Origin of the sequence: Streptomyces sp. NPDC056296 (assembly GCF_042268605.1) — a bacterium.
Taxonomy (GTDB): Bacteria; Actinomycetota; Actinomycetes; order Streptomycetales; family Streptomycetaceae; genus Streptomyces.
The window spans coordinates 59,415-85,491 of record NZ_JBHJRX010000029.1 but is presented as its reverse complement, the minus strand read 5'-3'; the positions used below and the strand labels follow the sequence as shown (position 1 = coordinate 85,491).

The following is a 26,077-nucleotide window of genomic DNA, read 5'->3' as shown; positions in this document are numbered from 1 at the left end:
GGGGGGGGGGAGACATTGTTTGGGGACCGTGGGGAGGGGAGGGTGGGGGGGGGGGGTGGGGGCAGAAGGGGGAACCCAAACACGGGCCCGGGGGGGGCGCCCGGCGAGTGCCGGGCGCCCCCTCGTGGAGTGGCGTCGTCAGCTGGGGCTGGTCTCGATGACCGCCACGCGGTCGGTCTTGCTCTTCAGGGCCTGGCGCACGGCGCCGTAGACGTCCTCGGGGGTGACGGGCGTCTTCTCACCGTTGGCGCGGGTGATGAGCACGCCGTCGAAGGTCCCGCCGTAGAGCTCCTTGAGGGCGTTGAGGTCCGGCTTGTCGACGAGTTTGCCGTTGACGGCCGTGACCCGGAGGAACTTCCACAGCGACTTCTCCGGGCTCATCTTGATGGAGTGCGCGGCGTCGGTCTGCACGGTCACCGTCGCCGACATCGCCGGCTCGGCGAACTCCTTCATGATCCGGTCGACCTCGGCCTTGGAGACCGTGGGCTGCTGGGTGGTCGTCGGCACGTTCACGGGGGTGGCGGTGCCCGTCTCCACCTGGGCGCGGTACGCCTCCTGCACGGCCTCGGTCGACTTGGCGACGTCGATGCCCTTGCCGGCCTTGCCGTACACGGGGACGGCCTTGCCGGACTCGAACTTGACGGTGCCCTCGGTCACCGATCCGGCCCCGCCGGCGGCGTCCTCCAGGGCGGCGTGCAGCTTCTCCTCGTCGACCGGCATGACCGGGTCGACGACACGCTGCTGGCCGAGGAGGGAGCCGAACACGGACATCGGGTTGTAGTCGCTCTTCGCCGCCGCGCTGGCCGTGGCCTGCGTGTCGAGCTGGAGCCCCGCCTGGTCCGGCTTCAGGGCGACCGTCTCGCCGCCCACCGTGAGCTTGAGCGGCTTGCTCGCGCGCGCGGAGAGGACGTCGTCCAGCTTCTCGACGGCGTCGTCGCGCGTGCCGCCGCCGATGTCGACACCGAGGACGGTGGTGCCCTTCGGCACGTCGGAGCGGTTCATGAGCAGGCCGGCACCGTAGGCGACACCGGCGACGAAGACCAGGCCGCCGACGAGCAGCGGGAGCTTCTTGCGGCCCTTCTTCTTGGCCGGCTTGGCGGAGCTCGCCGGGGGCGCGGAGACCGGCTCGGGCAGCTTCGGGGGCGTGTGCGGCAGCGGTCCGTCGCCGGGCGCGCCCTGGAACGGCGGCGCGTTCCGGTCGGTCGGCACGACGGGGATGCCGCTGGTGACGGTGTTCCCGGAGACGTTGTCCGGGTTGCCGTAGCCGGGAGTGCCCGGCTCGGGGGCCGGCTTCTGCGGGGTGAGGATCGCGGTGTCGTCGCTGAGCCCGCCGCCGGGGCCGAGGCGGGCGGCGTCGGCGCCGGGGCCCTGCGGGCTGCCCGGACCAGCGGGACCAGCGGGACCAGCCGGGCCGCCCGGGCCACCGGGGCCGCCCGGGCCACCGGGGCCGCCCGGGCCACCGAGGCTGCCCGGACCGCCGGGAGCACCGAGGCCGCCGGGAACACCGGGACCACCGGGACCAGCGGGACCAGCGGGACCAGCCGGGCCGCCCGGGCCACCGGGGCCGCCCGGGCCGCCGAGGCTGCCCGGACCGCCGGGAGCACCGAGGCCGCCGGGAACACCGGGACCACCGGGGCCGCCCGGACCGCCGGGAGCACCGAGGCCGCCGGGAACACCGGGACCGCCCGGACCACCGAGGCCGCCCGGACCGCCCGGAGCACCGAGGTCGCCCGGACCACCGGGACCGCCGGGACCACCCGGGCCGTGCAGGCCGTTCGGTGCGGGTCCGCGCTGGCCGTTGGGCGCGCCGGGGCCGCCGGGTGTCCTGGGCCGGCCCAGATCGCCGATATCGCCGACCGGGGGCGGCGTCAGCCGGCTCTCCCCGGTGACCGGGCCGCTCGTCGCGCCCGCCGGGCCCTGGGTGCCGCCGTACGGGGACTGCCCGTTCGGGCCGCTCTGCCCGCTCCGGGGGCCGGGGGCCTGGTTGCCCTGCCCGTTCTCCGGGAAGTACGGCAGGTCGTCGCGGCGCGGTTCGGCGCCGCCGCCGTCGGAGCCCGGGCGGGCGCCGTTGCCGTTGCCGTTGCCCAGCGGTCCGGCCGCCAGTGCCTCGGTCACGTCGAAGGAGCCGGTGCCGCCACCGTGGCCGGGCGCCACGGGTCCGCCCGTCGCGCCGGAGAGACCGGCGCCGCCCGTGGAGCCGGGCCGGGAGCCGCCCGGCACGTTCATGGAGCCGACGACGCCACCGGGACGGCCACTCCCGCCGCCCGGTCGCGCACCGGCACCCGGCCCCGCACCCGCGGGGCCCGCGGAGGGCGCGCCCGGCGTACCGGCCGCCGCGCCGGAACCACCGGAACCACCGGAACCGCCGGGCAGACCGGCACCGTTGGTGGAGCCGCCACCCTGAGCGCCCTTGCCCGGGCCGGACTTGCGCGGCGCGAACCAGTCGCTGGTCGGCTTGTCCTCGGTCGGCCGGGCGGACTGCCCCGGCTCGGCGGGGGCCTCGACGGCGCCCGAGGCCTCCGCGGCGCTCGGCGCCGACGTGGGCGCGGGCCGCTCGGCCGTCGTCTCCGGGGCACCGGCGGTGCCCTCGGCGTCCGCGACGGGCTTGCGCACGACGACCGGCGGGATGGGCCGCGACCCGGGGATGTTGATCCGGATTCGGGTCGTCAGCGTCGTCTCGGTCTTGCGCTCCTCCGGCCGCGAGGCCGAACGGCCCGCGTCCGCACCGGCGTCGGAAGCCGTGGGTGTCCCGTAGGGCGGGGTGCCCGACGGGTATGCGGCTCCGCCGCGCCCGTGGGGCCCGGAGGACGAACTGTCAGTTTCACGACTCAAGGCAGGTTCTCCCGGTTGGCTCCGCCGCCCGGCACACCAGAAAGCGGGCGGCTCGGCGGCGCGCACCACCATACTGGCCACTTCTCGCGCGTATCCCGTGACCGCTGGGGAAACCCACACCGGACTCGCACGCCCGGGCCGCGGCGAAGTAGTACGTCACTTGCCAAGTCGGACGGCGTCGCCGTCCGGTTGCCGCACCGGTGCGAGGGTGGCGCACATCACAGCGGCGGCGATCCCGCCGAGCAGGAAGAGGTACGAGCCGCTGCCGGCCGCGAAGAGGAAGTCGCCCTCGGGACGGCTGGTCGTGAGCAGGACCACGGCGAGCGCCCAGCCCGCGGCGGGCGCGACGGCCCCGCCCCGGCGGCCCACGGCCCGCCCCGCTCCGACACAGAGTCCCGCCTCGGCGGCCAGCGCGAGCAGCAGCCCGCCCGGAAACCACCCCGGCTGCACCAGCGCGCCCGCCACCCCGACCAGGGCGCCGAGCACGAAGAGCCCCAGGTAGAGGGCGGCCCGCCCGAGCGAGGGCGCGCGCAGCGGCTGGGCCAGGGCGGAGGTCGTCGGCTGGGTACGCCCGCTCATGACGCCACCTCGATCCCGGCGATCCCGGCGAAGAGGTCGCTCTCGCGTCCGTCCCCGTCACCGGACCGCTCACCGCGCACCAGCTCGTAGTACTCGGTGGTGAAGAGGGGCTGGGCCAGCTCGTTGGAGAGGACGAAGTACGGCTCGGCGACGGTGATCTGCGTGACGTGCGCACGCATGGCCGCGGCCTTGGCGGCGTTCACGCTGCCCTCGCCGCGGATCTCGGTGGTGATCCGCTCGTCGTCGACGACGCCCGGTACGTCCTCGACGCCCGCCGCCTTCGCGAAGGGCAGGCCGGGCAGGTCCTCGCGGAGGCGGGCGAAGGCGTCCTCGGCGACGGTGCGCGGGACGCGGTTCCAGTAGACCTTGGCGACCGGGCACCCCGCCTCGGCGGCCAGCTCCACCGCCCGCATGGCGATGCGGTGGGCCTGGATGTGGTCGGGGTGGCCGTAGCCGCCGTCGGGGTCGTAGGTGACGAGCACCTGGGGGCGCACCTCGCGGATCACCTCGACGAGGAGTTCGGCGGCCCGGTCGACGTCCGCCTGCCACAGGCAGCCGGGGTCGTCGTTGTCGGGCAGACCCATCATCCCGGAGTCGGCGAACCGTCCCGGCCCGCCGAGCAGCCGGAAGTCGTCGACGCCGAGCGCGCGCATCGCGGCCGCCAGCTCGCCCCTGCGGTGCCCGCCCAGGGCGGCTCCGGTCAGGTGCCCGAGCTCGGACGGGATGACCTCGCCCCGCTCACCGAGTGTGCAGGTCACCAGCGTCACGTGGGCGCCTTCGGCGGCATACCTGGCCATGGTGACGCCGTTGTTGATCGACTCGTCGTCCGGGTGCGCGTGCACCAGCAGCAGACGCCGACCGGGGAGTTCCGTCATGGGCTCCACCCTATGAGGGCGCAGGATCGTCCACGTAACGCGGGAGACCGTCCGTGGACCGGCCCACCGGGACACGGGGGGCGCAGCTCACGCACAAGCTGCGCAGGGCCGGGTAGACCTCTCCCAGCTGACCGTCAAGTCCGACAACGTACGCCCCCGGCGACGGTTGCGGCCCCGAGGGCCCCCGCCCAGCGGCTGTCCGATGCCCGGCGGCGCACCCTCGGGAGCACCGGGCGTCACCCTTTCTCGTCGAGCACATGAGCGATCGCCAAGGCAATGCGCTCAATCCAGTCGATGGCGTCCGTAACTTCCGCCTCGTCGATGGGACGACGCTGCTTCAGGTCCCCGTCGACGAGGTCGGCGTCGTGCGCGATCCTGTTGCGGCGCTGGGTGATCTCCAGGTAGCGGCTGCGCAGCTTCTTCTCGTTGAAGGTGGTGCGCCCCTGGAAGAAGTGCTGGTTGAGACAGCCGGCCGCCTCGTACCAGACCTTCTTCTCCGTCACGAGCCTGAGCACCTCGGAGATCTTGCCGGGGTGCTGGAGTGCCTGCACGGCGAGTTTCTCGCGCAGATGCTCCACCACGGCCTCGGAGAGCGTGACCTCGCCCCGCCGTACCGCCTCGACCCGGTGCAGCGGAAGTTCGTACCTCCTCAGCTGGGGCGGCATCTCAGGGCTGTCCTTGGCGGTCAGCTCCGCCACCCGGCGCAGCACTTCCTCGTGCAACCAGTGGTCAATGGCGGCGACGGCCTGGACCCAGGCCGCCCGATAGAAATCGTCGATGTCGATCGTGGGTGACCGGAAGGGCGTGAGCATCCGGCCCGCCTTCACCATGCGCCGGGCGTACGACAGGTTTGTCATGAACGCCTCGAACTGGCGCGTCTGCGGTGCGGAAACAGCCATGTGCAACCCCGTGATCACTTATCGCAACGATCTATGCATGCACGATCGCGGAGCCGTAGGGGGGTGGGTCAAGCCAGGACCTGCCGCCCAGGCGAAGGTGTCCGAAACAGTTCGCTCCGTTTCCGGATCACGCCCCTGGCACATCGTCGCTTTCCGCGTGGTCACCCTGGCCTGCGTTTGTCCCGTCCGGTAGCCGTGGGGCTCGCCCCTCGACCGCCCGGGACAAGGAGCGTCCCGTTCAGACTAGGCGGTCCCCGGGTGATCAGTTCGACAGTCGCGGCAGCGGCCGGGGGCGGGGGCGCGGAAGCCTCGGTCACAGCCGTCGCAGTTCTGCATCGGGTGGCGTACCGGCGACGAAGGGGCGGCGACCGGAGCCCGGTAGGGGGCCGGTGGCGGAAGCTGGGTGACGAGCCGGTGGGCCAGGAGGGCGGCGGGTCGTCGTACGCCCTCGGGTGGCAGATCGGCGGTCAGGACGCGGCGTACGGCATCGGGGGTGACGTCTCGTTCCAGCCACGCGGCGACGCCGGGGGCCAGATGGGCAGTGTCGCGGGCGGAGAGGAGCAGGCTCGGGTCTTGGCGGCGCAGGCTCGCGAGGAGGTCGGTGGCGGCCTGGAGGATCCCGGGTCCGCAGTACGCCGGGCGCGGGACAGCGGGCAGCGCCTTGCGCGGGCGCCTGACGGGCGCTTCGGACACCGCCCTGTCCTCGTCGCGGGGCTGCCCGACCGCCCGAGGCTGCGGCTGGGGCTCGGCGGCCTCCCCGGGGTGCCCCGGAACGGGCGCCGGCTGATTGCAGGAGACCGTGCGGGTGACGATGCGGCCGGAGGACGTGCGGTGGCGTTCGCGGCGCAGGTAGCCGTGCGTCTCCAGTTCACGCAGAGCGGCGGCGATCCGGGTGGCTCCCTCCGGGAACCGGGCGGTGAGGGTCTTGATGTCGGCGGGGGCACCCTTGGGCAGCGACTGGAGGTGCGTGCCGAGCCCGATGGCGAGGAGCGAGAGCTCCCGATGCTGGGCGAGGTGGTTGCCGATCACCGTGAAGCGGGTGGCGTGGCGGGTGTTGTCGTGGACGATCCCGCCACCGGTGCGGTGGCCCGTGCCGGGACGCCGGTTCGCGTGCGTGTGGGGATGCTTGTTGCCCGCAGGTCGGGCGGGAGCGCGCAGGGGCACGCTAGGGTTCTTGGTACCCATCAGGAAGTTGCCTCTTCCTCGGTGGTGAGGCCCTCGCTTTGGGATTCCCGTCCCGGCGGGGGCCGTCTCATGTCTGTCGTCTTCGTGGTGGTGCGTTGGGCTGAGCGTCGGCCCTCGACGGTCCGAAAATCCAGCCGGAACGGCGATGTTCACCCGCCCGAGTGAGTGCGGCCACGGGCGGGAGGGTGCGGTTTGGCGGGGGTGCTTTCCCGGAAGTTCTTTGTCTTTCAGTCGCCGACGACACCGGAGCGCGAGGACTCGGGCTCCGGCGCTGACAGACCCAGTTCCGCCCAGACGGTCTTGCGCGGGAACCGTTCCTCGGCCACGCCCCAACGATCCGCCAGAGCCTCGACGAGCAGCAGGCCACGGCCCGACTCCGCCCCCGCGCCGGGTACTTGCACCACGGGCATCCGTTCACCGCGTGTGTCCGTGACCTCGATGCGGAGTGTCGTGCCGATCATGTAGAGCGTGAGCCGGAAGCTACGGCCCGGGAGACGTCCGTGAATGGCCGCATTGGCGGCCAGTTCCGCGACGACATGGCTCGCCCTCTCGTGCGGCAGCCCCCAGCTCCTGAGCGCATCCACCGCGAGCAGGCGGGCCAGGCGCGCGCCGCGCGGGGTGGACGACAGCAGCACGCTGAAGTTTCGGACGGCACCGTCGGGTTCGGGTCGTGTCCCGGCCTCGGCGAGTCTCTGAGTTCGCTGATTCACATCACTGAGCGTGGCCGACCGGACATACTAAATCGGGTCATTGCTTCGTTACGTAGAGCTACGGTCCAAGGTCCGAAGGACCCTGTCCAAGCTGTCGAAGCGGCTCCTGCGAACAGACCGGAACAGCACGTCGCGCCACAACGGAGGGCACACATGTCGGTGAGCGAAGAGGCGGTGCGGACCAGGGCCGCGACGGACCGGACGGACGAGTCGAGCTGGGAGGTGGACCCCAACGACGACTGGGCGCTGGCCGTGTTGGCCACGGTGGGACGGCAGTTGCGGCTTCGCCGGGAGGCAGCCGGCCTGCGGGTCAACGACTTCGCGATGGCCGCCGGGTACGGCGCGGATCTCGTGTACAAGATCGAGACGGGGAAGCGGATCCCCAGGCCCGAGTACCTGGACAAGGCGGACGAGGTGTTGGACGCCGGTGGGCTCATCTCGGCGATGCGCGAGGACGTGAAGAAGGTCCGGTATCCGAAGAAGGTTCGGGATCTCGCGCAGTTGGAGGCTCGGGCGGTTGAGCTTCAGCTCTATGATCCCCTGCACGTCCACGGCCTGTTGCAGACCTCGGAGTACGCACGTGCACTCCTGACCATGCGGCGCCCGACCTACTCTGCGGAGGAAGTGGAGCGCTTCATCACGGCGCGCATCGCCCGCAAAGCGATCTTCGAGCGAGATCCGGTACCCGACCTCAGCTTCGTCCTGGAGGAGTGGACCCTTCGGCGTCCGCTGGGCGGCAGGGACGCTCTTCGCAGCCAGCTTGAACACCTGCTCGAAACTGCGCAGTTGTGCAACGTCGAGCTTCAAGTGATGCCGCTGGAACTCTACGAGCACGCGGGAGTGGACGGCGGCATCGAGGTGCTCAAGTTCGAGGACGGTTCGGCAGTCGGACGCTCACCAGCAGTGGCCAACGGCCGACCGGTTTCCGACCCGCGGCACCTCCGTATCCTGGAACTCCGGTATGGCATCATCCGAGCGCAGGCGCTCACACCACGTGAGTCGACTGCCTTTGTCGAACAACTGCTGGGGGAGACATGACTCGCAAGACCTCGTACGGAGGCGCGTCCGACCTGGCCTGGTTCAAGAGCAGCTACAGCAGCGGCAGCGAGGGCGACTCCTGCGTCGAGATCGCCACCGAAACCGCTACCGTCCACGTGCGCGACTCCAAGAGCCTCAACGGCCCTCAGCTCGCCTTCACCCCAGCCGCGTGGGCCGGCTTCGTGCCGTACGCGGCCGAGGGCTGACACAGCTTCCCGAAAGGGTGAGCGAATGGCGCAGCACTGTCTTCCGGGCGCTCACGTGAGCGCAACGGCCGAACGCTAGGAGGGGGTCCTCCGTGCCCAGGACCACGCAGTTGCGTACCTACACCGTCCGTGACGGCATGCTCGATGCGTGGGCGGAGCGCTGGCGACAGGAAATCGTGCCGCTGCGGTTGAAGTTGGGTTTCGAGATCGGTGGGGCGTGGCTGGTGCGCGAGCGCAACCAGTTCGTGTGGCTCATCTCCTACGACGGTCCCGAGACCTTCCAGGATCGCAACGCGCTGTACTGGTCTTCGGCCGAGCGTAAGGCGATGAACCTGAACCCTGACGACTATCTCGTCCACACCGACGACTGCACGATCGAACAGGTCTACTGATCACGAAGGGTCGAGCGGCAGCATGTGGTGCCGCCGTTCCTCCCTCGTGAGCGTGCGGAAGACCCGCGTCCGCGCGACGGCTTCCAGCCGGTCGTAGTCCGGTTCCGCCGGCCACACCCTTGCCGTCCCGTCGGCGGAACCGGTCAGCAGCCGGGTGCTGTCGTGGGACCAAGCCACCGAGGTCACCTTGTCCTGGTGAACGCCGACGACTGCCACCTCCTCGAAAGTGTCCGCGGACCACACCCGTACGGTGCGGTCGTCGGATCCAGTGGCGACACACCTGCCGTCAGGTGACCAGGCGACAGCGCGGACGCGCCCCTCGTGCCCCTTCAGGACGTCGAGGCGCCGACCTGTGGCCACATCCCACACGGCGGCGGTCCAGTCCCCCGAGGCCGTGGCGACGCGCGTCTCGTCCGGGGACCAGGTCACGTCCTCCACGTAATTGTCGTGTCCGCGCAGGACTGTGAGTTGCCGACTGTCGTGAGTGTCCCAGAGTCGGCAGGTTCGGTCGTCGGAACAGCTGGCGAGCAGCCGCCCGCTCGGTGACCAGGCCACGCGGCCCACCCAGTCCTGGTGTTCCTCGAACTTCATCCGTTCGGTACCGTCCAGCGCTGACAGGACACGGACGGCGCCGTCATGCCCACCTGTTGCGATCCGTCGGCTGTCCGGGGACCAGGCGCACCCTTCGACAACCTCCCCGCGCCGTTCAAAGAGTGTGTGGCCCGCACCGTCCACGACCCGGAAGAGCCCGTCGTTGGTACTGAGCGCGAGCCGGTCCCCGTGCGGTGGGCAAGCCACACTCCACACTCGGTCGTCCAGGCGAACTACGGGCCCGGCGGTAGATCCCGTTCCAGCGTCCCAGACCCGAACCGTACCGTCGTCCGAGGCGGTGATCACGCGGCTGTCGTCCCCGAACCACGCGGCCTCGTTCACCGGGCCACCATGCCCGTCGACCAGTGTGGTCTCGGCCCCGCGCGGACGCAGGTCCCACACCATTCCGGTGCCATCGGTCGAGGCGGTGGCGAGCTGGGATCCATCGGACGACCAGGTCACTCCCCACACCGTGTCGGTGTGGCCGCGCAGCACCGCCAGGACCTTCGCGTCCTCGGCAGCGACGACACGCACGGTCCGGTCAGAGGAGGCGGAGGCGAGCTTCCGGCCGTCCGGTGACCAGGCCAGGTTCCACACGTAGTCGGTGTGCCCGCGCAGCAGCAGTCGCAGCTCGCCCGTCTCCACGTCCCAGATGCGGGCGGTGTGGTCACCGGAGCCGGTCGCGATACGGCGTCCGTCCGGGGACCAGGCGATGCCCTCGACGAAGTCCGTGTGCCCGGTCAGGGACACGGTGGCTGCCCCCGTCACGCGGTCCCACACGATCACGGTCTGGTCGTGTGAGGCAGTGCCGAGAAGGCTGCTGTCAGGCGACCAGGCAACTCCCCAGACATCGTCGTCGTGCCCGCGCAGTTCGTGCACGAGTCGACCGGTGCGGGCCTCCCAGATACGTACCGCTCGGTCCCTGGAGGTGGCTGCGACGTGTGCCCCGTCGGGCGACCAGGCCACCTGCCTGACGATGTCCCCGGACCCGGTCAGCGACCGTACCGGCTCACCGGAGAAAGCGTCCCAGATCCGTACAACAAGCTCACGGCCGACGGTGGCCACCTGGGCCGCATCGGGCGACCAGGTGACGGACTCGACCATCACACCGTCAGAGGGCAGAACGAACATGGGCCGACCCGACCCGGCTTCGTAGATCCGGGCCGTACCGTCCCGGGATGCCGTAGCCAACCGCCGCCCGTCCGGCGACCATGCGATGTCACGGACGGTGTCCGTGTGCCCGTCGAGCCTCGTACGCGGATGGCTGGCGGCCAGCGCTGCCAGAAGCCCTCGCCTCGCAGAGGGTGTGGGCGTGCACTCGCCGAGCGCGGCCAGTGACAGCAGCAGCGCGCGCTCGGGCTCGGACTCCGCACTGCTGAGAACCTGACGGCCGATGCTGTCGGAGACACGCCTCAGGAAGGCGGTGTCCCGGCGCCGGGAAGCCTCGACAAGCGCTCGCGCGGGTGCTGAAGCCTGCCCGGCTTCCTCCAGGGCTTCGAGCCAGCGCTGGGCCACGGTGAGCCGTTCACCGGTGAGGAGGTAATCGGTGCTGCGCCCGGACTGGTCCCAGTCCTCCGCCCACCGCTCCAGCTCGGCACGCTCGCGCAGCCGCTCGGACCGCGCCTCGACCTCCTGCCGAAGCGGCGCCCACTGGCGGAACAGGGCCTCGTGCGTCACTTGCGCGTATGGTTCCTGACCGGTGGCCACGTCCCCGCGTGCATCGGACCGCAGTAGCCGCGCGTCGACAAACGCATCCACCACCCGCCGTTCCCGGTCGCTGAGGTCCGACAGAGGCACGTGGCGGCGGACCACCTCCTGTCCCTCCACAGTGACGAACTTCAGCAGCACGCGAAGGACGAAGTCGATGGTGTCCCCCGTGCCGAGACCGGCCACAGTGTTGTCGGCCTGCCGCGCCAGCGCGCCGGGCACGCCACCGAGCCGCTCGTACAGCTCCTCGGTGACCGTGCCGCCGGGGCCTGCCACGAAGTACAGCTCCTGGAGGAGGTAGGCAAGCAGGGGAAGAGCGTCGTCGGTGCCCGTCTCAGCGACGATCGTGTCGACCACGCCGGGTGCGAAGGAGAGGTCCACCAGGGCGCCGGGCGCCTCGACGACCTCGGTGAGTTGTGCCCGGCCCAGGGTGCCGATCGCGATGGGGTGTTGGAAGAGTTCGGCGTGCCCGGTGCCGAGAAGTCTTCCGAGGAGGTCGACGCGAAGCGTGGCCAGTACTCGGACCGACGGGTCCTGCTCCAGGCAGCAACTCAGGCAATCGAGAAAGTAGGCTCGTTCCCGCTCGCCTCCGAGAGTAACGAGTTCCTCGAACTGGTCGACAACGAGAAGGGTCCGCCGGAACCTTCCCCCGCGGAGCCGGGCCAGCTCGGCCCGCAGTGCATCAGGCCCTTGGCGGAGGCGCCGCAGTACGGAACCGGCTGCCTCCCGCTCTCCGGCTGCGGTCGCAAGGGACGCGGCAAGCGCGCCGAGAGGATTCGGGCCCGGCGAGAAGGGCGGGATAACGGTCCACCGCCGCTCTCGCAGTCGGGGCAGGACACCGGCCCGCACAAGCGAGGATTTCCCGCTGCCGGACGCTCCGGCCAAGAGCAACAACCGGTCGGCGGGCCGCGTCTCGGAGGTATGTAGCCTGCGCGTCAGCTCAACAGCCTGCGCCTCCCGGCCGAAGTAGACGGCTGCCTCGTCCTCGTCGTAGGCGTCCAGACCCGGATACGGAACTCGGTCACGCGGCCAGTCGGCTTGCTGCGGAGCGGGGTTCTCCAGCCGGTACACCACGACCTGCCCAACCACCATGGCCACCACGAGCAGCCCGATCGCCGGGACCGAGAACCGCTGGATGACCTGAAGCGCCCACGGCACCTCGTCGGTGCTGGTGGCGTAGTTGGTGGTGATGCCAAGCAGACAGGCAACCAACGCCAGGATGACCTGGAGGAGCACCTGCATCCGGTGTCTCATCCGGCACCACTCGCAACCGCGTCACTGCCCGCCGACACGCCCTGCCTCCGATCCATCGGCCGCAACGGACCGGCCATCGCACCCACTTGGTTCCTGCTACCTGCGGGAAAGCCCACATCATCATCCGGTGCACCGAGTACGCGATCAACGGGGCAAAACGGGTTCCGGCCACAGGGCGCGACCGTGCCGTTGGGTCACGAGCAGCTGCGGCAGCGGCGTAGAGACTGACTCCCGCGTCAGGATCGCCGCCGAACCTGCCCCCGTCCATGTACGCGACGTGGGCCGGCTTCGTGCGCGGCCAAGGGCTGACGCACCCTCCCAAAGGGGTGAGCAAGTGGCACCTTCTGTCATCCGGGCGCTCAGGAGAGCGCCCGGATGACAAAAAGGGTCGAAGTGCTCACCCTTTGTGCGAGACCGCCTGTCCGTCTCCTACTCAATCTCGGCCTCGGGCACGTCCACGTCGCCGCCCAGGGAGCGGGCGATGGCCGTGAATTCGTTCAGGGCGGACTGGAGGTCGCGGACGATCTCCTCGGCGATCACCTCAAGCGGCAGGCCACTGTCGGCGTCGTCGAGGGCGGGGTCGGTCATCCACGTGATGTCGAGGTTGACCTTGTCCCGGGCGATCAGGTCGTCGTAGCTGAACTTTTTGAACGGGCCGTTCTCGTCCTCGGACTCGACACGGGAGGAGCGGGGCTCGCCCACGCGGTAGGCCGCTACGAAGTCGTCCAGGTGCGCACGGGTGAGCGGACGCTGCTTGAGCGTGAAGTGCTGGCCGGTACGGAAGTCGTAGACCCACGTCTCGCTGGTGTGGGGCTTGCCATCGGCACGCGGGGGCTTCTTCTCGAAGAACAGGACGTTCGCCTTGACGCCGCCCGCGTAGAAGATTCCAGTGGGGAGCCGCAGGATGGTGTGCAGGTCGAACTCGTCCAGCAGCTTCCGGCGGACCTTCTCACCCGCGCCGCCCTCGAAGAGGACGTTGTCGGGCAGCACGACTGCGGCGCGTCCACCAACAGCCGTCAAAGACATGATGTGTTGCAGGAAGTTGAGCTGCTTGTTGGTGGTCGTGGCGGTGAAGTCGTCACGGTCGTACTCGGTGTCCGGCTTCTCGGCCTCGCCGTCCTGTCCGATCACGGTGATCGCGGACTTGCGGCCGAAGGGCGGGTTCGCGAGGACGAGGGTGGCGTGCTTGCCGCTGGGCTTGTCGGCAAGGGCGTCGCCGACGGTGATCAGGCTCGGGCCGTCGCTGGTCCCGATGCCGTGGAGGAGCATGTTCATCGCGGCCAGGCGGGCGGTGCCGGTGACGAGTTCGTTGCCCCAGATCTTGCGGCCCTCGCCATACGCCTTGCGGTCGTCGAGCGACATGGTCTGCATGTGGTGGTCACGGATGTAGGTGTGGGCCGCGATGAGGAAGCCGCCGGTGCCGCAGGCCGGGTCGGTGATCGTGTCGTCGGGGCCGGGCTGCATGACGTCGACCATGGCGTCGATGAGGGGCCGGGGCGTGAAGTACTGGCCGGCGCCGGTCTTGGTGTCCGAGGCGCCCTTGGCGAGCAGGCCCTCGTAGGCGTCGCCCTTGAGGTCCGTGCCGGTGACGGTCCAGTCCTCGCGACCGATCAGCTCGACGACGAGCCTTTCGAGGAGGGCGGGCTTGGTGATCCGGTTCTGAGCCTCGTCGAAGATCGTGCCGATGGTCGTCTCGGGGCGGCTGCCGAGGTTCTCGAGCACGGCGCGGTAGTGCTTCTCCAGCTCGGGGCCGCGCTTGGTGACGAGGGACTGCCAGTTGTAGTCGGCGGGGACGACGGCGGTCATGTCGCGCCCTTCCCACGGGTCGTTCTCGATTTCGTCGACCATCTTGAGGAAGAGCAGGTAGGAGAGCTGCTCGACGTACTCGATGGTGGACATGCCGTTGTCCCGGAGGACGTTGCAGTAGTTCCAGAGCTTGGCAACGAGCGTGTTGGTCTGCGCGACCGCCTTGGCCGTCTTGACCGGCTCCGGGGCGGGCTGCTGGGCGTCTTCGGGGGCGGCGGTCACAGCTCGAACTCCTGCTGTACGGCGAGGGCGGGGGCGGGTGTCGGTTCGGGGGCGGCCGCGTCGACGGCTCGCGGGGCGGGAACCTTGGTTGCGGCCTTGCGTGTGCGCTTGGGCTTGGGGGTCGCTGCCCTCTCAGCCGCGATGCGGTCCAGAAGCATGGCAGCGGGCTCCTCAGCAGGATCCTGCGGTACCAGTCCCCCGGTGAAAGCTCGCCCTAGTAGGGCCGCCCTCAAGGCATTACCGCGCCTCAAGCCGGTTTCGACCTGCTGGTCCATGGCCGCGATGCCGCTCAACAGTTCGTCGCAACGCTGGACAAGCCGTTTCTGCACGTCCAACGGCGGTACTGGGAACTCGACCTTCTTCAAGCGCTTGGCGGAGAGGTGCGCGATGTTCGTCGTAATGCGCACCTCCCGCATGAACCGCTTCGCGTGCAGATGCCGCCGGAAAACAAGCAGAGCCCATTCCGGGAGAACGTCAGCATTGGCTTTGAAACGCAGCAGGCTGTTGGTGAACGCAACATTCTCAGGGATTCCGCGGTAGAGAGCCGGACGTCCTACGAGGTGAGGGCTCTGCCCCTCGTTGAGCAGAACATCCCCGGGCTCTAGCCGGTACCTCTCCCAGATCCCGGAGAAGTCCATCTCCATGACATCCGTGGTGTCGATCCGGTCTTCGAAGACGTTGGCAACCCGCAAGTACGGGCGCACGTCGGGGCCGTGATGCCAGTCAGGGTGTCGCGCGCGCCCGAGCTCAAGGGTCCCCGCACCTTCCACGGTCGTCATCCGCCAGGATTCCGGCACCTCATCAGGCACCGTTGAGACCAGGACTCTCTTCCGCAGCCCTTCAAGGCGGCGACGGGCCTGGCGCAACGTGGCGGTGCCCGAATCAATGCGCGACAACTGCTCTTCCAGCGCCTCGACGATCCGGTGCTGCTCCGCGAGTGGCGGCAGCGCGAACTCCACTCGGTTCAGCTTCGAGGTGCTCAGCGTGTAAAGACCACTGGTCGATTGAGCCACTTTGAGTAGCTGACCTGAAATGCTAGGCGAGTTCCACAACAGCTCAAGAAACCCGGGATTAATCGCTGACGTCGGCCGAACCTTGATCAGGTGATTCTGGTGGACAGCATCCTCGATGGAACCACGCCACGTGGCAGCACGGCCGATCTGGTCAGGGCTCCCGTTCCCTTCGACTACGAGTAGATCTCCAACTCGCAGCCGAAACTTGTCCAGCTCCCCATCGAACAGCTCGATCTCGTGTACGTCAGCAAGATCCAGTGAACCGCGACCGACATTGGCCACGCGTAGAAACGGGAACTTGTTCTGCACTGGACGCCGTTTGGCCTGCTTCTGGATTCCACCGCTGACGTCGCAGACTTGATTCAGCCTAACCCACGACCACCCCGCCGGAAGCTGCCGCTCACCGCTCACGTCGCCGCCGTTCCCGCTCAAGCCAGTTCCTGATTCAGCTCATCCAGCAATTCCAACGCCCGGTTCTTGTCCCCGAACGCCCGCATGAAGCCCCTGCCGCCGCCGCGCTCCGAGAACGGGGCGACCGCGAAGTCGGCGGGCTCCATGCCGATGTCGACGGCGATGGCGTTCTTTATCCGCTCCAGCCACCACAGCTGGTCCTCGGTGAACTCCACGCCCGCCTGTCGCTGCCGCAGCAGCCAGCCCTCGAAGCGCTTCTCAACCACCGTACGGTACGGCCTCAGCTCGTCGTCCGCGCCCAGCTCGAACCGGATGAGGCGCACCAGATCGCCCAGGCCCGCCTCCTTGCCAGGGCGTGCCGAAGCCCTGCCGACCTGTTCGTAGAGGTCCCACAGGACCCCCGTCGTCCAGGAACGATTCGTCGCCCGGATCCGGCCGGTGAGTTCCCTGAGCGCGGCCCGCGCCTCGCTCGGCGCGACCCGGACGCCGCTGCCCAGCGCGACCCGGATCGCCGCGTTCTCGTCCCGCTGCTCCCGCTCCAGCAGGGAGTTCCACTCGGCGAGTTCCTTGGTCGCCCGCTCCGCCATCGGGATCTCGCGCACCTCGGTGACCGTCACCTCGGTGGTCTCGTCGTACGTCATGTCCTGCTGGTGACGGATCTCCAGGATCAGCTTGCGCAGTCCGGGCCGGGTGGTGAGCGGAGCGATCGCGTCGTGGACGAGCTGCTGCGCCAGCTCGGGGCCGCCCTCGTGCCGGGCGCGGTCCTGAGTGTCGACGTCCACCGCGTCCGTGATGCGCCGGGAGAGGTCGGCGAGGCTCGCTCCCCCGGACGCCTCGACGAGAAGGTCACGCTCCTCCTTGCCGAGCTGGCGGTCGATGCGGGCCAGGCGCCGGGCCAGGGTCTCCGCCTCGTCGACGGTGAGGGACCGGGTGCCAGCCTTGTCGAGGAGCCTGGCCAGCGGGATGCCCCGCTGGGCCCCGGCCGGGATCAGTGGGCGGGCGTCGACCAGCGGGGAGTCGGTGACGCCGACCGCGTCGACGAGGACGAAACGGTCCTTCTTGAGGTCGGGTGCCGCCTCCGGGGTCACCGCCTTGAGTTCGTCCGCGTCGATGGAACGGGCGCCTCGCCCCTTCATCTGCTCGAACATCACCGGGCTCTTCACCGACCGCAGGAAGATCACGCACTCCAGCGGCTTCACGTCCGTACCGGTGGCGATCATGTCGACGGTGACGGCGACCCGCAGGCGGGGTGAGTTGCGCAGGTCGTTGATGAGCTTCTCCGGGTCGTCGCCGTTGTCCCGTGACCGGTATGTGATCTTCTTGGCGAATTCGTCGCCCCGCCCAAAGATCTGCTTGACCTGTTTGAGCACTTCGTCGGCGTGGTCGTCGTACGGGCCGGCGAAGATCAGGGTCTTGGGGAGGTCGGCACGGCCGGGGAACCACCGCTTCCAGTTGTCGCGGTAGATCGTCAGGACCGCACGGACCTCGTCCTCCGTGATGACCGTGCGGCCGATCTGCGGGGCGGTGTAGGTGAAGTCCTCGTCGAGCTCCTCGTACCGCTGGGCGCGGGTCTGGCGGTCGCGGATGCGGACGGTCGTACCGGCCTCGATCTTCGCGACGACGTTTCCGTCCCGCAGGTCTGTCACGATGCGCGCGATGTCGAAGTCGACGTTGACTCCGTCGGCGACGGCCTGTTCGAAGGTGTAGCGGGAGACCTCGTTGTAGTCGAAGAAGCCCCTGGTCTGGCGGGTGGGGGTGGCGGTGAGGCCGACGAGGTGGGCGTCGAAGTAGTCCAGGACGCCGCGCCACAGGCCGTAGATCGAGCGGTGGCACTCGTCGACGACGATCACGTCGAAGGACTCGACGGGGACGTCGGGGTTGTACTCGACGGTGATCGGCTCCTCGGTCACGTAGGAGTCGTCGAGGGGCGAGGCGGCATCGTCCTCGCGGTCCTGGCTCGCCTCCCCATCGTCCAGCGGGTCTCCCTTGAGGAGGGCGTACATTCGCTGGATCGTCGAGATGACCACCGAGGAGGTCTCCTGGAGCCCGCTGCGGCCCAGCATGTCGACGTTGTAGAGGTCGGTGAGCTTCCGGTTCTCGTCGGGGGTGCGGTACTTGTCGAACTCCGCGCGAGCCTGGCGGCCGAGGTTGTTGCGGTCGACGAGGAAGAGGACCCGTCGGGCGCCCGCGTGGCGGAGCAGGCGGTAGGTCTCTGTGACGGCCGTGAAGGTCTTGCCCGCGCCCGTCGCCATCTGGATCAGGGCACGCGGCTGGTCGGCGGCCAGGGAGGACTCCAGGCCCGTGATCGCCTCGACCTGGGCCATGCGTAGGCCGTGAGTTTCCAGCAGGGGCATGGCGGTGCGCAGGGCCGCGCGGAAGGTGGGCGCGTCGCGGTGCTCGTCGGCGTACCGCATCCAGGTGGCGAGGGTCTCGGGGCGGTGGAAGGCGAAGACCTCGCGGGAGCGGGCGTCCGGGTCGATCCGGTTGAGGAAGTAGGTCTCGGTGCCGGTGGCGGCGTAGCGGAAGGCGAACGGCTCGTCGCGACGCCACACCGCCATGGCGTGTTCCTTGAGCACGCCCGCCGCATACCGCTCGTTCTGGGCGAGGGCACCGGCCAGCGGTGTGCCCTCGCGCTTGGCCTCGACGACTCCGACGATCTTCCCGGCGACATAGAGGACGTAGTCGGCGCGGCCGGTGGCGAGGGTGAACTCCCGGATCGCGACGCCCGTGCCCGCCATCGGGTTGGCGTCCGCCTTGTCCTGGATCAGCCAGCCCGCCCGGGTGAGCATCGCGTCGATCTTCTCGCGTGCCTGCACCTCGTTGAGCGGGGCGGGGCGCTGGGCGCGCTCCACGATGGCGTCGCGGGCGGTGGCGGCGACCGGGCGGGGCTTGAGGCGTTCGCGGTCGTACCGCTGCTGGTGCGCTGCCCGCAGCTCGATGACCTGCGCCCGCAACTCCTCGACCTGCGCGGCGGCAGCCGCTTTGGCCTGCTCGGCATTGTCGATGACCCGCTCGGCCTCGGCGCGGGCACGGCGCTCCGCCTCAAGGCGGTCGTCGGCCTCCGTCAGCTTCACACGGGACTCGGCGAGCGTGCGCCGGTGGCCCTCCAGCGCCTCGCGCAGCTCGGCGATCTCCTGCGGATCGGTGTCCGGGGTCTCGGCGGGGAGGGTGGGCGGCACGAAGGCAGTTACGGCGCGGATTCCGCCCATGGCCCGGTCGAACAGGTCGCCGAGCTGCCAGCAGAGCTTCAGCGCCTCCAGCGCCATGGTCTTGTCGAAGAGGTGGTTGTGCGCCGCCTCGTTGCGGCCCCGGCGCAGCTTGTGGAAGGCGTCGCGGCTCCAGCCGACGAGGACACCGGCGCGAGTGAGGGCGTTGATGCGGTCGATCTGGCTCGTTCCCTCGACGCGCGTACCCGTCCGCGTGACGAACTCCTCGGCGAGCACCTCACCGAACTGGCCCGCGCTGACGTAGGCGGCGTTGGGGTTGGTGAAGACCGTGAGTTCGGCCTGGGAGCCGTAGATGGCGAGGAGCGGCTGGTGCCCATAGAGCCGCCCGAAGTTCGGGGACGCCTTTGCCAGCTCCCGAAGTCGTCTGTCCACACCGTCGTCTTCCACGCGCCACCCCTCGACCCTCGTCCTTGCTCAGGCACGCCAAGCTTACGAAGCCCGCGAACGGAAGGCGGTCGAACAGGACAGCCGAGGGGGTCGCTGTGGCACGGCCGGGGCGTTCAGCACCCGCACCCGTCACGCGTCGGCGTCAGAAGTTGATGCTCCCGATCATCCCCGCGAGGTTCGTCGTCAGCTCACTGATCGTGGGCGCGACGGTCGACGAGGCCAGGTAGAAGCCGAGGAGCATGCACACGACCGCGTGCCCCGCCTTCAACCCTGACTTCTTGACCAGCAGGAAGACGATGATCGCCAGCAGCACAACCGCCGAAATCGAGAGTGCCACGGCGGCTCACCTCCAATAAGCCCAGGGACATGGGGAGGGTCGGACGCGGTCGGACGCGGTCCCACCTTGGGGCAGATAAATCCACGCGGCGGGCACCTGGTTGGTACCCACTATGCGCTAGTGATCATAACTATCCGTGCGCGCGCATCTCTCGGCGCACGGCCGCACAAGGGGGCGCATGGCCAATATGGTCAAGGCATGACGACCGAGTCCGACTCCTTCCCCAAACGGCACGCCCGCACCCAGCGGTTCACGCTCGGCGCGCCGCGTTCGTTCACCGTGGCACCCGACGGGTCCCGGGTCGCGTTCCTGCGCTCCGGTACCGGCACGGACCGGGCCAATTCCCTGTGGATCCTCGATACCGAGGAGGGCGGCGAACGCGTCGCCGCCGACCCGCGCGCCCTCCTGGGCGGCGCCGAGGAGCATCTGTCGCCCGAGGAGCGGGCGCGGCGTGAGCGCAGCCGCGAGGGCGGCGCCGGCATCGTCGGCTACGCCACCGACGCGGCCGTCGAGCTGGCCTCTTTCGCCTTGTCAGGGCGGCTCTTCGCGGCCGAGCTGCGGGCCGGGACGGCGCGTGAACTGCCCACCCCCGGGCCGGTGATCGACCCGCGCCCCTCCCCCGACGGCCGGCACATCGCCTACGTCGCCCAGGGCGCCCTGCGGGTCGTGGGCGCCGAGGGGGACGGGGACAGGGCGCTGGCCGAGGCGGACGCGGAGGGCGTCACCCACGGGCTCGCCGAGTTCATCGCCGCCGAGGAGATGGGGCGCAGCCGGGGCTTCTGGTGGGGGCCCGAGTCGGACCGGCTGCTGGTGGCACGCGTGGACGACACGCCGGTCAGCCGGTGGTGGATCTCCGACCCGGCCCATCCCGAGCGTGATCCACACCACGTGCCGTACCCGGCGGCGGGCACCGCCAACGCGGACGTACGGCTGTTCGTGCTCGGGTTGGACGGGGGGCGCACGGAGGTCCTCTGGGACCGGGCGCGGTATCCGTATCTGGCGCGAGTGCACTGGTCAGCGGCGGGTGCGCCACTCCTCCTCGTACAGGCGCGCGACCAGCGCAGCCAGTTGTTCCTGGCCGTGGACACCGACTCCGGGGCGACCCGGATGGTGCACGCCGACGAAGATCCAATTTGGCTGGAACTCTTCCCCGGCGTGCCCTGCTGGAGCCCCTCCGGGCAGCTCGTGCGGATCGCCGACGAGGGCGGCGCGCGCGTGCTGGCGGTCGGTGAACGGCCTCTCACCGGTGCCCAGTTGCATCTGCGGGCGGTGCTGGACGTCTCCGGCGACGACGTGCTGGTTTCCGCGTCGGCGGGCGAGGAGGCGGCCGAGCCGGAGACGGGCGAAGTGCACGTGTACCGGGTGAACGAACTCGGCGTGGAGCGCGTCTCGCAGGAGCCCGGCGTGCACTCGGCGGTGCGCGCCGGGGGCGTGACCGTTCTCGTCTCCGCGACGCTCGACCGACCGGGGGCCCGGGTACAGGTTCTGCGGGACGGGAAGCCGATGGCGACCGTCGCCTCTTACGCCGAAGACCCCGGTTTGTCCCCGCGCGTGACGCTCACCGAAGGGGGCGCACGCCGTGTCCCGTGCGCCGTGCTTATGCCAAGGGACTACCACGGTGACACCCCCCTCCCCGTGCTCCTGGACCCGTACGGTGGCCCGCACGGTCAGCGCGTGGTGGCCGCGCACAACGCCCACCTCACCTCGCAGTGGTTCGCCGACCAGGGGTTCGCGGTCGTCGTCGCCGACGGGCGGGGCACTCCGGGGCGGTCCCCGGCCTGGGAGAAGGCCATCAAGGACGACGTGGCCGCGGTCGTGCTCCAGGACCAGGTGGACGCGCTCCAGGGCCTCGCCGCCGACTTCCCGCTCGACCTGAACCGCGTCGCCATCCGCGGCTGGTCCTTCGGGGGCTATCTGGCCGCCCTGGCGGCCCTGCGCCGTCCGGACGTCTTCCACGCCGCCGTCGTGGGCGCCCCGGTCACCGACCTGCGGCTGTACGACACCCACTACGAGGAGCGCTACATCGGCCACCCGGACGAGCAACCGGACGTCTACCGCCGCAACTCGGTGATCGACGACGCGGGCCTCGTCGACGCCGCCGAGCCGCACCGGCCCATGATGATCATCCACGGGCTGGTGGACGACAACGTGGTGGTCGCCCACTCGCTGCGTCTGTCCTCGGCCCTGCTGGCCGCCGGACGCCCGCACGAGGTGCTCCCCCTGTCCGGCGTCACGCACATGACCCCGCAGGAGTCGGTCGCCGAGAACCTGCTGCTGCTCCAGGTCGACTTCCTCAAGCGGTCACTGGCATAGCGGCACACGAAGGCACCAACCGCTTTAACACGCAGGCAACTTCACCGAAGCGGCACCGATATACGGACGCGCGACGCTGATCAGCGTACGGCCGTGCGGGTGCCGTAAGCGGGCCGGGGAGCGCCATGTCACCCCGGCCCGCTGCCGTGCCTCCCGGTGCCGTCGCCGTCCGCCTCTGGGGGGACTACCTGCTTCTCCTCGGCGAAGTGGCACGCCGAGTCGTGGGCCGCGGGACCGGTCACGTGCCGGAACTCGGCGGGGACGGCGAGCGCCGGTACCTCCAGGGCGCAGCGCTCCCGCGCCTTCCAACAGCGGGTGCGGAAGCGGCAGCCGGACGGGATGTTGGTCGGGGACGGCACGTCGCCGGCCAGGATGATGCGCTCGCGGTGCTCCCTGGCCTCCGGGTCGGGCACCGGCACGGCGGACAGCAGCGCCTGGGTGTAGGGGTGCGTGGGATGGTCGTAGATCTCGGCGTCGCGGCCGGTCTCCACGATCCGGCCGAGGTACATCACGCCGACCCGGTCCGAGATGTGCCGGACGATGGACAGGTCGTGGGCGATGAAGATGTAGGACAGGTCGAACTCGTCCTGGAGCCGGCCCATCAGGTTGATCACCTGCGCCTGGACGGACACGTCGAGGGCCGACACCGGCTCGTCGGCGACGATGATCTCCGGGCGCAGCGCCAGTCCCCGCGCGATGCCGATGCGCTGGCGCTGGCCGCCGGAGAACTGGTGGGGGTAGCGGTTGATGTACTCCGGGTTGAGACCGACGACGTCCAGCAGGTGCTGCACCCTCCCCCGCCGGTCGCCCTTCGGCGCCACCTCCGGGTGGATGTCGTACGCCTCCCCGATGATGTCGCCCACGGTCATGCGGGGGTTGAGGGAGGTGTAGGGGTCCTGGAAGACCATCTGGATGTTGCGGCGTACGGACTTGAGGGCCTTTCCCGACAGTTTGGTGATGTCCTCGCCCTTGTAGCGGATCTCGCCGGCCGTCGGCCTCTCCAGGTTGACCAGCATCTTGGCGACCGTGGACTTGCCGCAGCCGGACTCGCCGACGATGCCCAGCGTCTCCCCGCGGTCGAGGTGGAAGTCGACGCCGTCGACCGCCTTGACCGCGCCGACCTGCTTCTTGAAGAGAATGCCGGTGGTGAGCGGGTAGTGCTTGACGAGACTGCGGACTTCGAGGATCGGCTCGGTCGTCTCAGCCATGCAGGCACTCCCTCCAGAAGTGGCAGGCGCTCCCGCGTTCCGCTTCGGACTCCGTCACGTCGTACAGCGGCGGTACGTCGGTGCGGCAGACGTCCTGGGCCATCGGGCAGCGGGGGTGGAAGGCGCAGCCGGGCGGGATGCGGGTGAGGTTGGGCGGCAGGCCCTTGATGGCGTAGAGCTCCTGGCCCTTCTGGTCCAGGCGCGGGATCGACTCCAGCAGGCCGCGCGTGTACGGGTGGGCGGGTGCCTTGTAGATGTCGTGGACGGGCGCCGTCTCCACGATCCGGCCCGCGTACATGACGGCGATCTTGTCGGCCACGTCGGCGACCACGCCCAGGTCGTGGGTGATGAGGATCAGGCCCATGTGCAGTTCGCGCTGGAGCTCCGCGAGCAGGTCCATGACCTGGGCCTGGACGGTGACGTCGAGGGCGGTGGTCGGCTCGTCGGCGATGATCAGCTTCGGTTCCAGGGCCATCGCCATCGCGATCATGATGCGCTGGCGCATGCCGCCGGAGAACTGGTGCGGGTACTGCCGCACCCGCTCCTTCGCCGCCGGGATGCGTACGCGGTCCATCAGCTCGACGGCCTTGGCATGGGCGTCCTTGCGCGACACGCCGCGGTGCACGGTGAACATCTCGGCGAGCTGGGCGCCGACGGTGAGGACGGGGTTCAACGACGACAGCGCGTCCTGGAAGATCATCGCCATCTCGGCGCCGCGGACCTTCCGACGTTCCTCCTCCTTCAGCTTCAGCAGGTCCCGGCCCTCGAAGAGCACCTCGCCGGCGGTGATCCGGCCCGGGGGGATGTCGAGGATGCCCATGACCGTCTGGGCGGTGACGGACTTGCCGGAGCCGGACTCGCCGAGGACGGCCAGGGTCTCGCCCGCGTCGACGCCGTAGCTGACGCCGTTGACGGCCTTGGCGACGCCGTCCCGGGTGTGGAACTCCACGTGCAGGTCGCGCACTTCCAGCAGCATGCGGCGGCTCACCTCAGCTTCGGGTCGAGGGCGTCGCGCACCGCGTCGCCGAGCATGATGAACGCGAGGACGGTGATGGCGAGGGCTCCGGAGGGCCACAGCAGCGCGTGCGGGGCGTTGCGGACGTAGGGGGCGGCGGCGGAGATGTCGATGCCCCAGGAGACGCTGGGCGGCTTGAGGCCGACGCCGAGGAAGGACAGGGTCGCCTCCAGGGAGATGTAGGTGCCGAGCGCGATGGTCGCCACGACGATGACGGGGGCGACGGCGTTGGGTGCGATGTGGCGCAGCAGGAGCCGGGAGTTCGAGGCGCCGAGCGCGCGGGCGGCCTGGACGTAGTCGTTCTGCTTGGCGGTGATGACGGAGCCGCGGGCGATACGGGAGATCTGCGGCCAGCCGAGCAGCACGATGAGGCCGATGACCGGCCAGACGGTGTTGCTGGTGATGACGGAGAGCAGGACCAGGCCGCCGAGGACGACCGGGATGGCGAAGAAGACGTCGGTGATCCGGGACAGGACCGCGTCCCCCGCGCCGCCGAAGAACCCGGCGAGCCCGCCCAGCACGCTGCCGAGGACCGCGACCCCGAGCGTGGCGAGGACGCCGACCGCCACCGACGTACGGGCGCCGTAGACGGTGCGGGTGTAGACGTCGCAGCCCTGGCCGTTGAAGCCGAAGGGGTGGCCGGACTGGGAGCCCTCCTGGGCCTTGGCCAGGTCGCACTTGAGGGGGCTGCCGGAGGCGATCAGGGACGGCCAGATGGAGATGACGATCAGGAAGAGGATGACCAGGGCCGAGATGATGAAGACGGGGTTGCGGCGCAGGTCGTGCCAGGCGTCGGACCAGAGACTGCGGGGCTTGTCGCGCGGGTCCGCCCCGTCCGGTCCCGGCGGCTGCTCCAGCGTGACCGCCTCGCTCGCGCCGAGGTCCATCTGCCCGCCCATGCCGGTACCGGCGATCGCGCGCTCCGGCTCGTACGGCTGCTGCTCAGGCATAGCGGATCCTCGGGTCGAGTACGGCGTACAGGAGGTCGACGACGAGGTTGGCGACGAGGAAGACGAGGACCAGGACGGTGACGAAGCCGACGACGGTCTGCGTGTTCTGCCGGAGGATGCCCTGGTAGAGCTGGTAGCCGACGCCGTGGATGTTGAAGATCCGCTCGGTGACGATGGCGCCGCCCATCAGGGCGCCGATGTCGGTGCCGATGAAGGTGACGACGGGGATGAGGGAGTTGCGCAGCAGGTGCCGGGTGATGACCCGGTGGCGCGGGAGGCCCTTGGCGATGGCGGTGCGGACGTAGTCGGAGCGGCGGTTCTCCGCGATGGAGGTACGGGTCAATCGGGTGACGTACGCCAGGGAGACCGAGGCGAGGACCAGCCCGGGGACGATCAGCTCGCCGAAGGGGGCCTCGGAGGAGACGGCCGGGTCGATCCAGCCCCACTTGACGCCGAGCAGCAGCTGGAGCAGCAGGCCGGTGACGAAGGTGGGGACGGAGATGACGACGAGGGTGAGCAGCAGGACGCCGGTGTCGATGGGGCGGCCGCGGCGCAGACCGGTGACGACGCCGAGGACGATGCCGACGACGATCTCGAAGAGGATGGCGATGATGGTGAGCCGGATGGTGACCGGGAACGCCGTGCCCATCAGCTCGGTGACCGGCTGGCCGTTGAAGGCGGTGCCGAAGTCGCCGGTGAAGACGTTGCCCATGTAGGTCAGGTACTGCTGCCACACGGGCTGGTCGAGCCCGAACTCGCGCCGCAGCTGCGCGGCCGTCGCCGGGTCGCACTCCCGGTCGCCGCACAGGCCCGCGATGGGGTCGCCCATCACGTTGACCATCAGGAAGATCAGCAGCGTGGCCCCGATGAAGACCGGGATCATCTGGAGCAGCCGCCGGACGACGTAGCGTCCCATGGCG

At 70.0% G+C, this 26,077-nt stretch carries 19 protein-coding genes; 4 read left to right on the top strand and 15 right to left on the bottom strand.

Annotated elements, in window-relative coordinates; translation table 11 throughout:
• Positions 1-138 precede the first annotated feature (138 nt).
• From ACFCZF_RS22060 to ACFCZF_RS22035, 6 genes are all read right to left on the bottom strand, one after another.
• Complete coding sequence (locus ACFCZF_RS22060) at positions 139-2,832, bottom strand: hypothetical protein (protein ID WP_376673096.1); 2,694 nt, start codon at positions 2,830-2,832, stop codon at positions 139-141.
• Between the two features lie 156 nt (positions 2,833-2,988).
• Positions 2,989-3,411, bottom strand: a complete 423-nt coding sequence (locus ACFCZF_RS22055; protein WP_376673095.1) for a DUF6113 family protein — start codon at positions 3,409-3,411, stop codon at positions 2,989-2,991.
• A complete protein-coding gene (gene mshB / locus ACFCZF_RS22050; RefSeq protein WP_376673094.1) occupies positions 3,408-4,286 on the bottom strand; it encodes an N-acetyl-1-D-myo-inositol-2-amino-2-deoxy-alpha-D-glucopyranoside deacetylase in 879 nt (292 codons plus the stop codon). Before mshB ends, ACFCZF_RS22055 begins: the two co-directional genes overlap by 4 nt.
• Before the next feature lie 236 nt (positions 4,287-4,522).
• Positions 4,523-5,185, bottom strand: coding sequence for a hypothetical protein (locus tag ACFCZF_RS22045; protein WP_376673093.1), 663 nt, complete (start codon positions 5,183-5,185; stop codon positions 4,523-4,525).
• Positions 5,186-5,428: 243 nt separating this feature from the next.
• Positions 5,429-6,370 (bottom strand): helix-turn-helix domain-containing protein, encoded by a 942-nt coding sequence (locus ACFCZF_RS22040; protein ID WP_376673092.1) that lies wholly within the window; start codon positions 6,368-6,370, stop codon positions 5,429-5,431.
• Positions 6,371-6,597: 227 nt separating this feature from the next.
• Positions 6,598-7,080, bottom strand: a complete 483-nt coding sequence (locus ACFCZF_RS22035) for an ATP-binding protein (protein ID WP_376673091.1) — start codon at positions 7,078-7,080, stop codon at positions 6,598-6,600.
• A gap of 153 nt (positions 7,081-7,233) precedes the next feature.
• Between ACFCZF_RS22035 and ACFCZF_RS22030 the strand changes: the two genes are divergently transcribed.
• From ACFCZF_RS22030 to ACFCZF_RS22020, 3 genes are all read left to right on the top strand, one after another.
• Positions 7,234-8,118 carry a helix-turn-helix domain-containing protein gene (locus tag ACFCZF_RS22030; protein WP_376673090.1) on the top strand — a complete coding sequence of 295 codons (885 nt, stop codon included), beginning with the start codon at positions 7,234-7,236 and terminating at the stop codon, positions 8,116-8,118.
• Positions 8,115-8,324, top strand: coding sequence for a DUF397 domain-containing protein (locus ACFCZF_RS22025; RefSeq protein ID WP_376673089.1), 210 nt, complete (start codon positions 8,115-8,117; stop codon positions 8,322-8,324). Before ACFCZF_RS22030 ends, ACFCZF_RS22025 begins: the two co-directional genes overlap by 4 nt.
• Before the next feature lie 92 nt (positions 8,325-8,416).
• A complete protein-coding gene (locus tag ACFCZF_RS22020) occupies positions 8,417-8,716 on the top strand; it encodes an NIPSNAP family protein (RefSeq protein WP_376673088.1) in 300 nt (99 codons plus the stop codon).
• Here ACFCZF_RS22020 and ACFCZF_RS22015 read toward each other — a convergent pair whose 3' ends face one another.
• From ACFCZF_RS22015 to ACFCZF_RS21995, 5 genes are all read right to left on the bottom strand, one after another.
• Complete coding sequence (locus ACFCZF_RS22015; protein ID WP_376673087.1) at positions 8,717-12,256, bottom strand: WD40 repeat domain-containing protein; 3,540 nt, start codon at positions 12,254-12,256, stop codon at positions 8,717-8,719. It lies immediately after the preceding gene.
• Positions 12,257-12,697: 441 nt separating this feature from the next.
• Positions 12,698-14,296 (bottom strand): N-6 DNA methylase, encoded by a 1,599-nt coding sequence (locus ACFCZF_RS22010; RefSeq protein ID WP_376673086.1) that lies wholly within the window; start codon positions 14,294-14,296, stop codon positions 12,698-12,700.
• The gene (locus ACFCZF_RS22005; protein ID WP_376673085.1) at positions 14,293-15,741 is read right to left on the bottom strand and encodes a restriction endonuclease subunit S; all 1,449 of its coding nucleotides are present in this window, start codon (positions 15,739-15,741) and stop codon (positions 14,293-14,295) included. The genes ACFCZF_RS22010 and ACFCZF_RS22005 overlap by 4 nt, the downstream gene beginning before the upstream one ends.
• Entirely contained in the window at positions 15,738-19,319 is a 3,582-nt protein-coding gene (locus ACFCZF_RS22000; RefSeq protein ID WP_376673084.1) for a DEAD/DEAH box helicase family protein, read from the bottom strand. Before ACFCZF_RS22000 ends, ACFCZF_RS22005 begins: the two co-directional genes overlap by 4 nt.
• 157 nt (positions 19,320-19,476) lie before the next feature.
• Positions 19,477-19,671, bottom strand: coding sequence for a hypothetical protein (locus tag ACFCZF_RS21995; protein ID WP_121749054.1), 195 nt, complete (start codon positions 19,669-19,671; stop codon positions 19,477-19,479).
• Positions 19,672-19,869: 198 nt separating this feature from the next.
• Here ACFCZF_RS21995 and ACFCZF_RS21990 point away from each other — a divergent pair, with 198 nt between their 5' ends.
• Complete coding sequence (locus ACFCZF_RS21990) at positions 19,870-21,984, top strand: prolyl oligopeptidase family serine peptidase (protein WP_376673083.1); 2,115 nt, start codon at positions 19,870-19,872, stop codon at positions 21,982-21,984.
• Between the two features lie 128 nt (positions 21,985-22,112).
• Here ACFCZF_RS21990 and ACFCZF_RS21985 read toward each other — a convergent pair whose 3' ends face one another.
• The 4 genes from ACFCZF_RS21985 to ACFCZF_RS21970 are packed head-to-tail and all read right to left on the bottom strand — an operon-like array spanning position 22,113 to position 26,073.
• On the bottom strand, positions 22,113-23,192 hold the full coding sequence (locus tag ACFCZF_RS21985) for an ABC transporter ATP-binding protein (protein ID WP_376673082.1): 1,080 nt from the start codon (positions 23,190-23,192) through the stop codon (positions 22,113-22,115).
• Entirely contained in the window at positions 23,185-24,168 is a 984-nt protein-coding gene (locus ACFCZF_RS21980; RefSeq protein ID WP_376673081.1) for an ABC transporter ATP-binding protein, read from the bottom strand. Before ACFCZF_RS21980 ends, ACFCZF_RS21985 begins: the two co-directional genes overlap by 8 nt.
• A gap of 8 nt (positions 24,169-24,176) precedes the next feature.
• Complete coding sequence (locus ACFCZF_RS21975; protein ID WP_376673080.1) at positions 24,177-25,157, bottom strand: ABC transporter permease; 981 nt, start codon at positions 25,155-25,157, stop codon at positions 24,177-24,179.
• Entirely contained in the window at positions 25,150-26,073 is a 924-nt protein-coding gene (locus ACFCZF_RS21970; protein ID WP_375915455.1) for an ABC transporter permease, read from the bottom strand. Before ACFCZF_RS21970 ends, ACFCZF_RS21975 begins: the two co-directional genes overlap by 8 nt.
• Positions 26,074-26,077 lie beyond the last annotated feature (4 nt).

Coding starts and splice junctions, on each gene's coding strand:
- ACFCZF_RS22055 (WP_376673095.1), bottom strand. CDS start 3,411: ATGAGCGGGCGTACCCAGCCGACGACCTCCGCCCTGGCCCAGCCGCTG.
- mshB (WP_376673094.1), bottom strand. CDS start 4,286: ATGACGGAACTCCCCGGTCGGCGTCTGCTGCTGGTGCACGCGCACCCG.
- ACFCZF_RS22045 (WP_376673093.1), bottom strand. CDS start 5,185: ATGGCTGTTTCCGCACCGCAGACGCGCCAGTTCGAGGCGTTCATGACA.
- ACFCZF_RS22040 (WP_376673092.1), bottom strand. CDS start 6,370: ATGGGTACCAAGAACCCTAGCGTGCCCCTGCGCGCTCCCGCCCGACCT.
- ACFCZF_RS22030 (WP_376673090.1), top strand. CDS start 7,234: ATGTCGGTGAGCGAAGAGGCGGTGCGGACCAGGGCCGCGACGGACCGG.
- ACFCZF_RS22025 (WP_376673089.1), top strand. CDS start 8,115: ATGACTCGCAAGACCTCGTACGGAGGCGCGTCCGACCTGGCCTGGTTC.
- ACFCZF_RS22015 (WP_376673087.1), bottom strand. CDS start 12,256: ATGCAGGTGCTCCTCCAGGTCATCCTGGCGTTGGTTGCCTGTCTGCTT.
- ACFCZF_RS21990 (WP_376673083.1), top strand. CDS start 19,870: ATGACGACCGAGTCCGACTCCTTCCCCAAACGGCACGCCCGCACCCAG.
- ACFCZF_RS21985 (WP_376673082.1), bottom strand. CDS start 23,192: ATGGCTGAGACGACCGAGCCGATCCTCGAAGTCCGCAGTCTCGTCAAG.
- ACFCZF_RS21980 (WP_376673081.1), bottom strand. CDS start 24,168: ATGCTGCTGGAAGTGCGCGACCTGCACGTGGAGTTCCACACCCGGGAC.
- ACFCZF_RS21975 (WP_376673080.1), bottom strand. CDS start 25,157: ATGCCTGAGCAGCAGCCGTACGAGCCGGAGCGCGCGATCGCCGGTACC.
- ACFCZF_RS21970 (WP_375915455.1), bottom strand. CDS start 26,073: ATGGGACGCTACGTCGTCCGGCGGCTGCTCCAGATGATCCCGGTCTTC.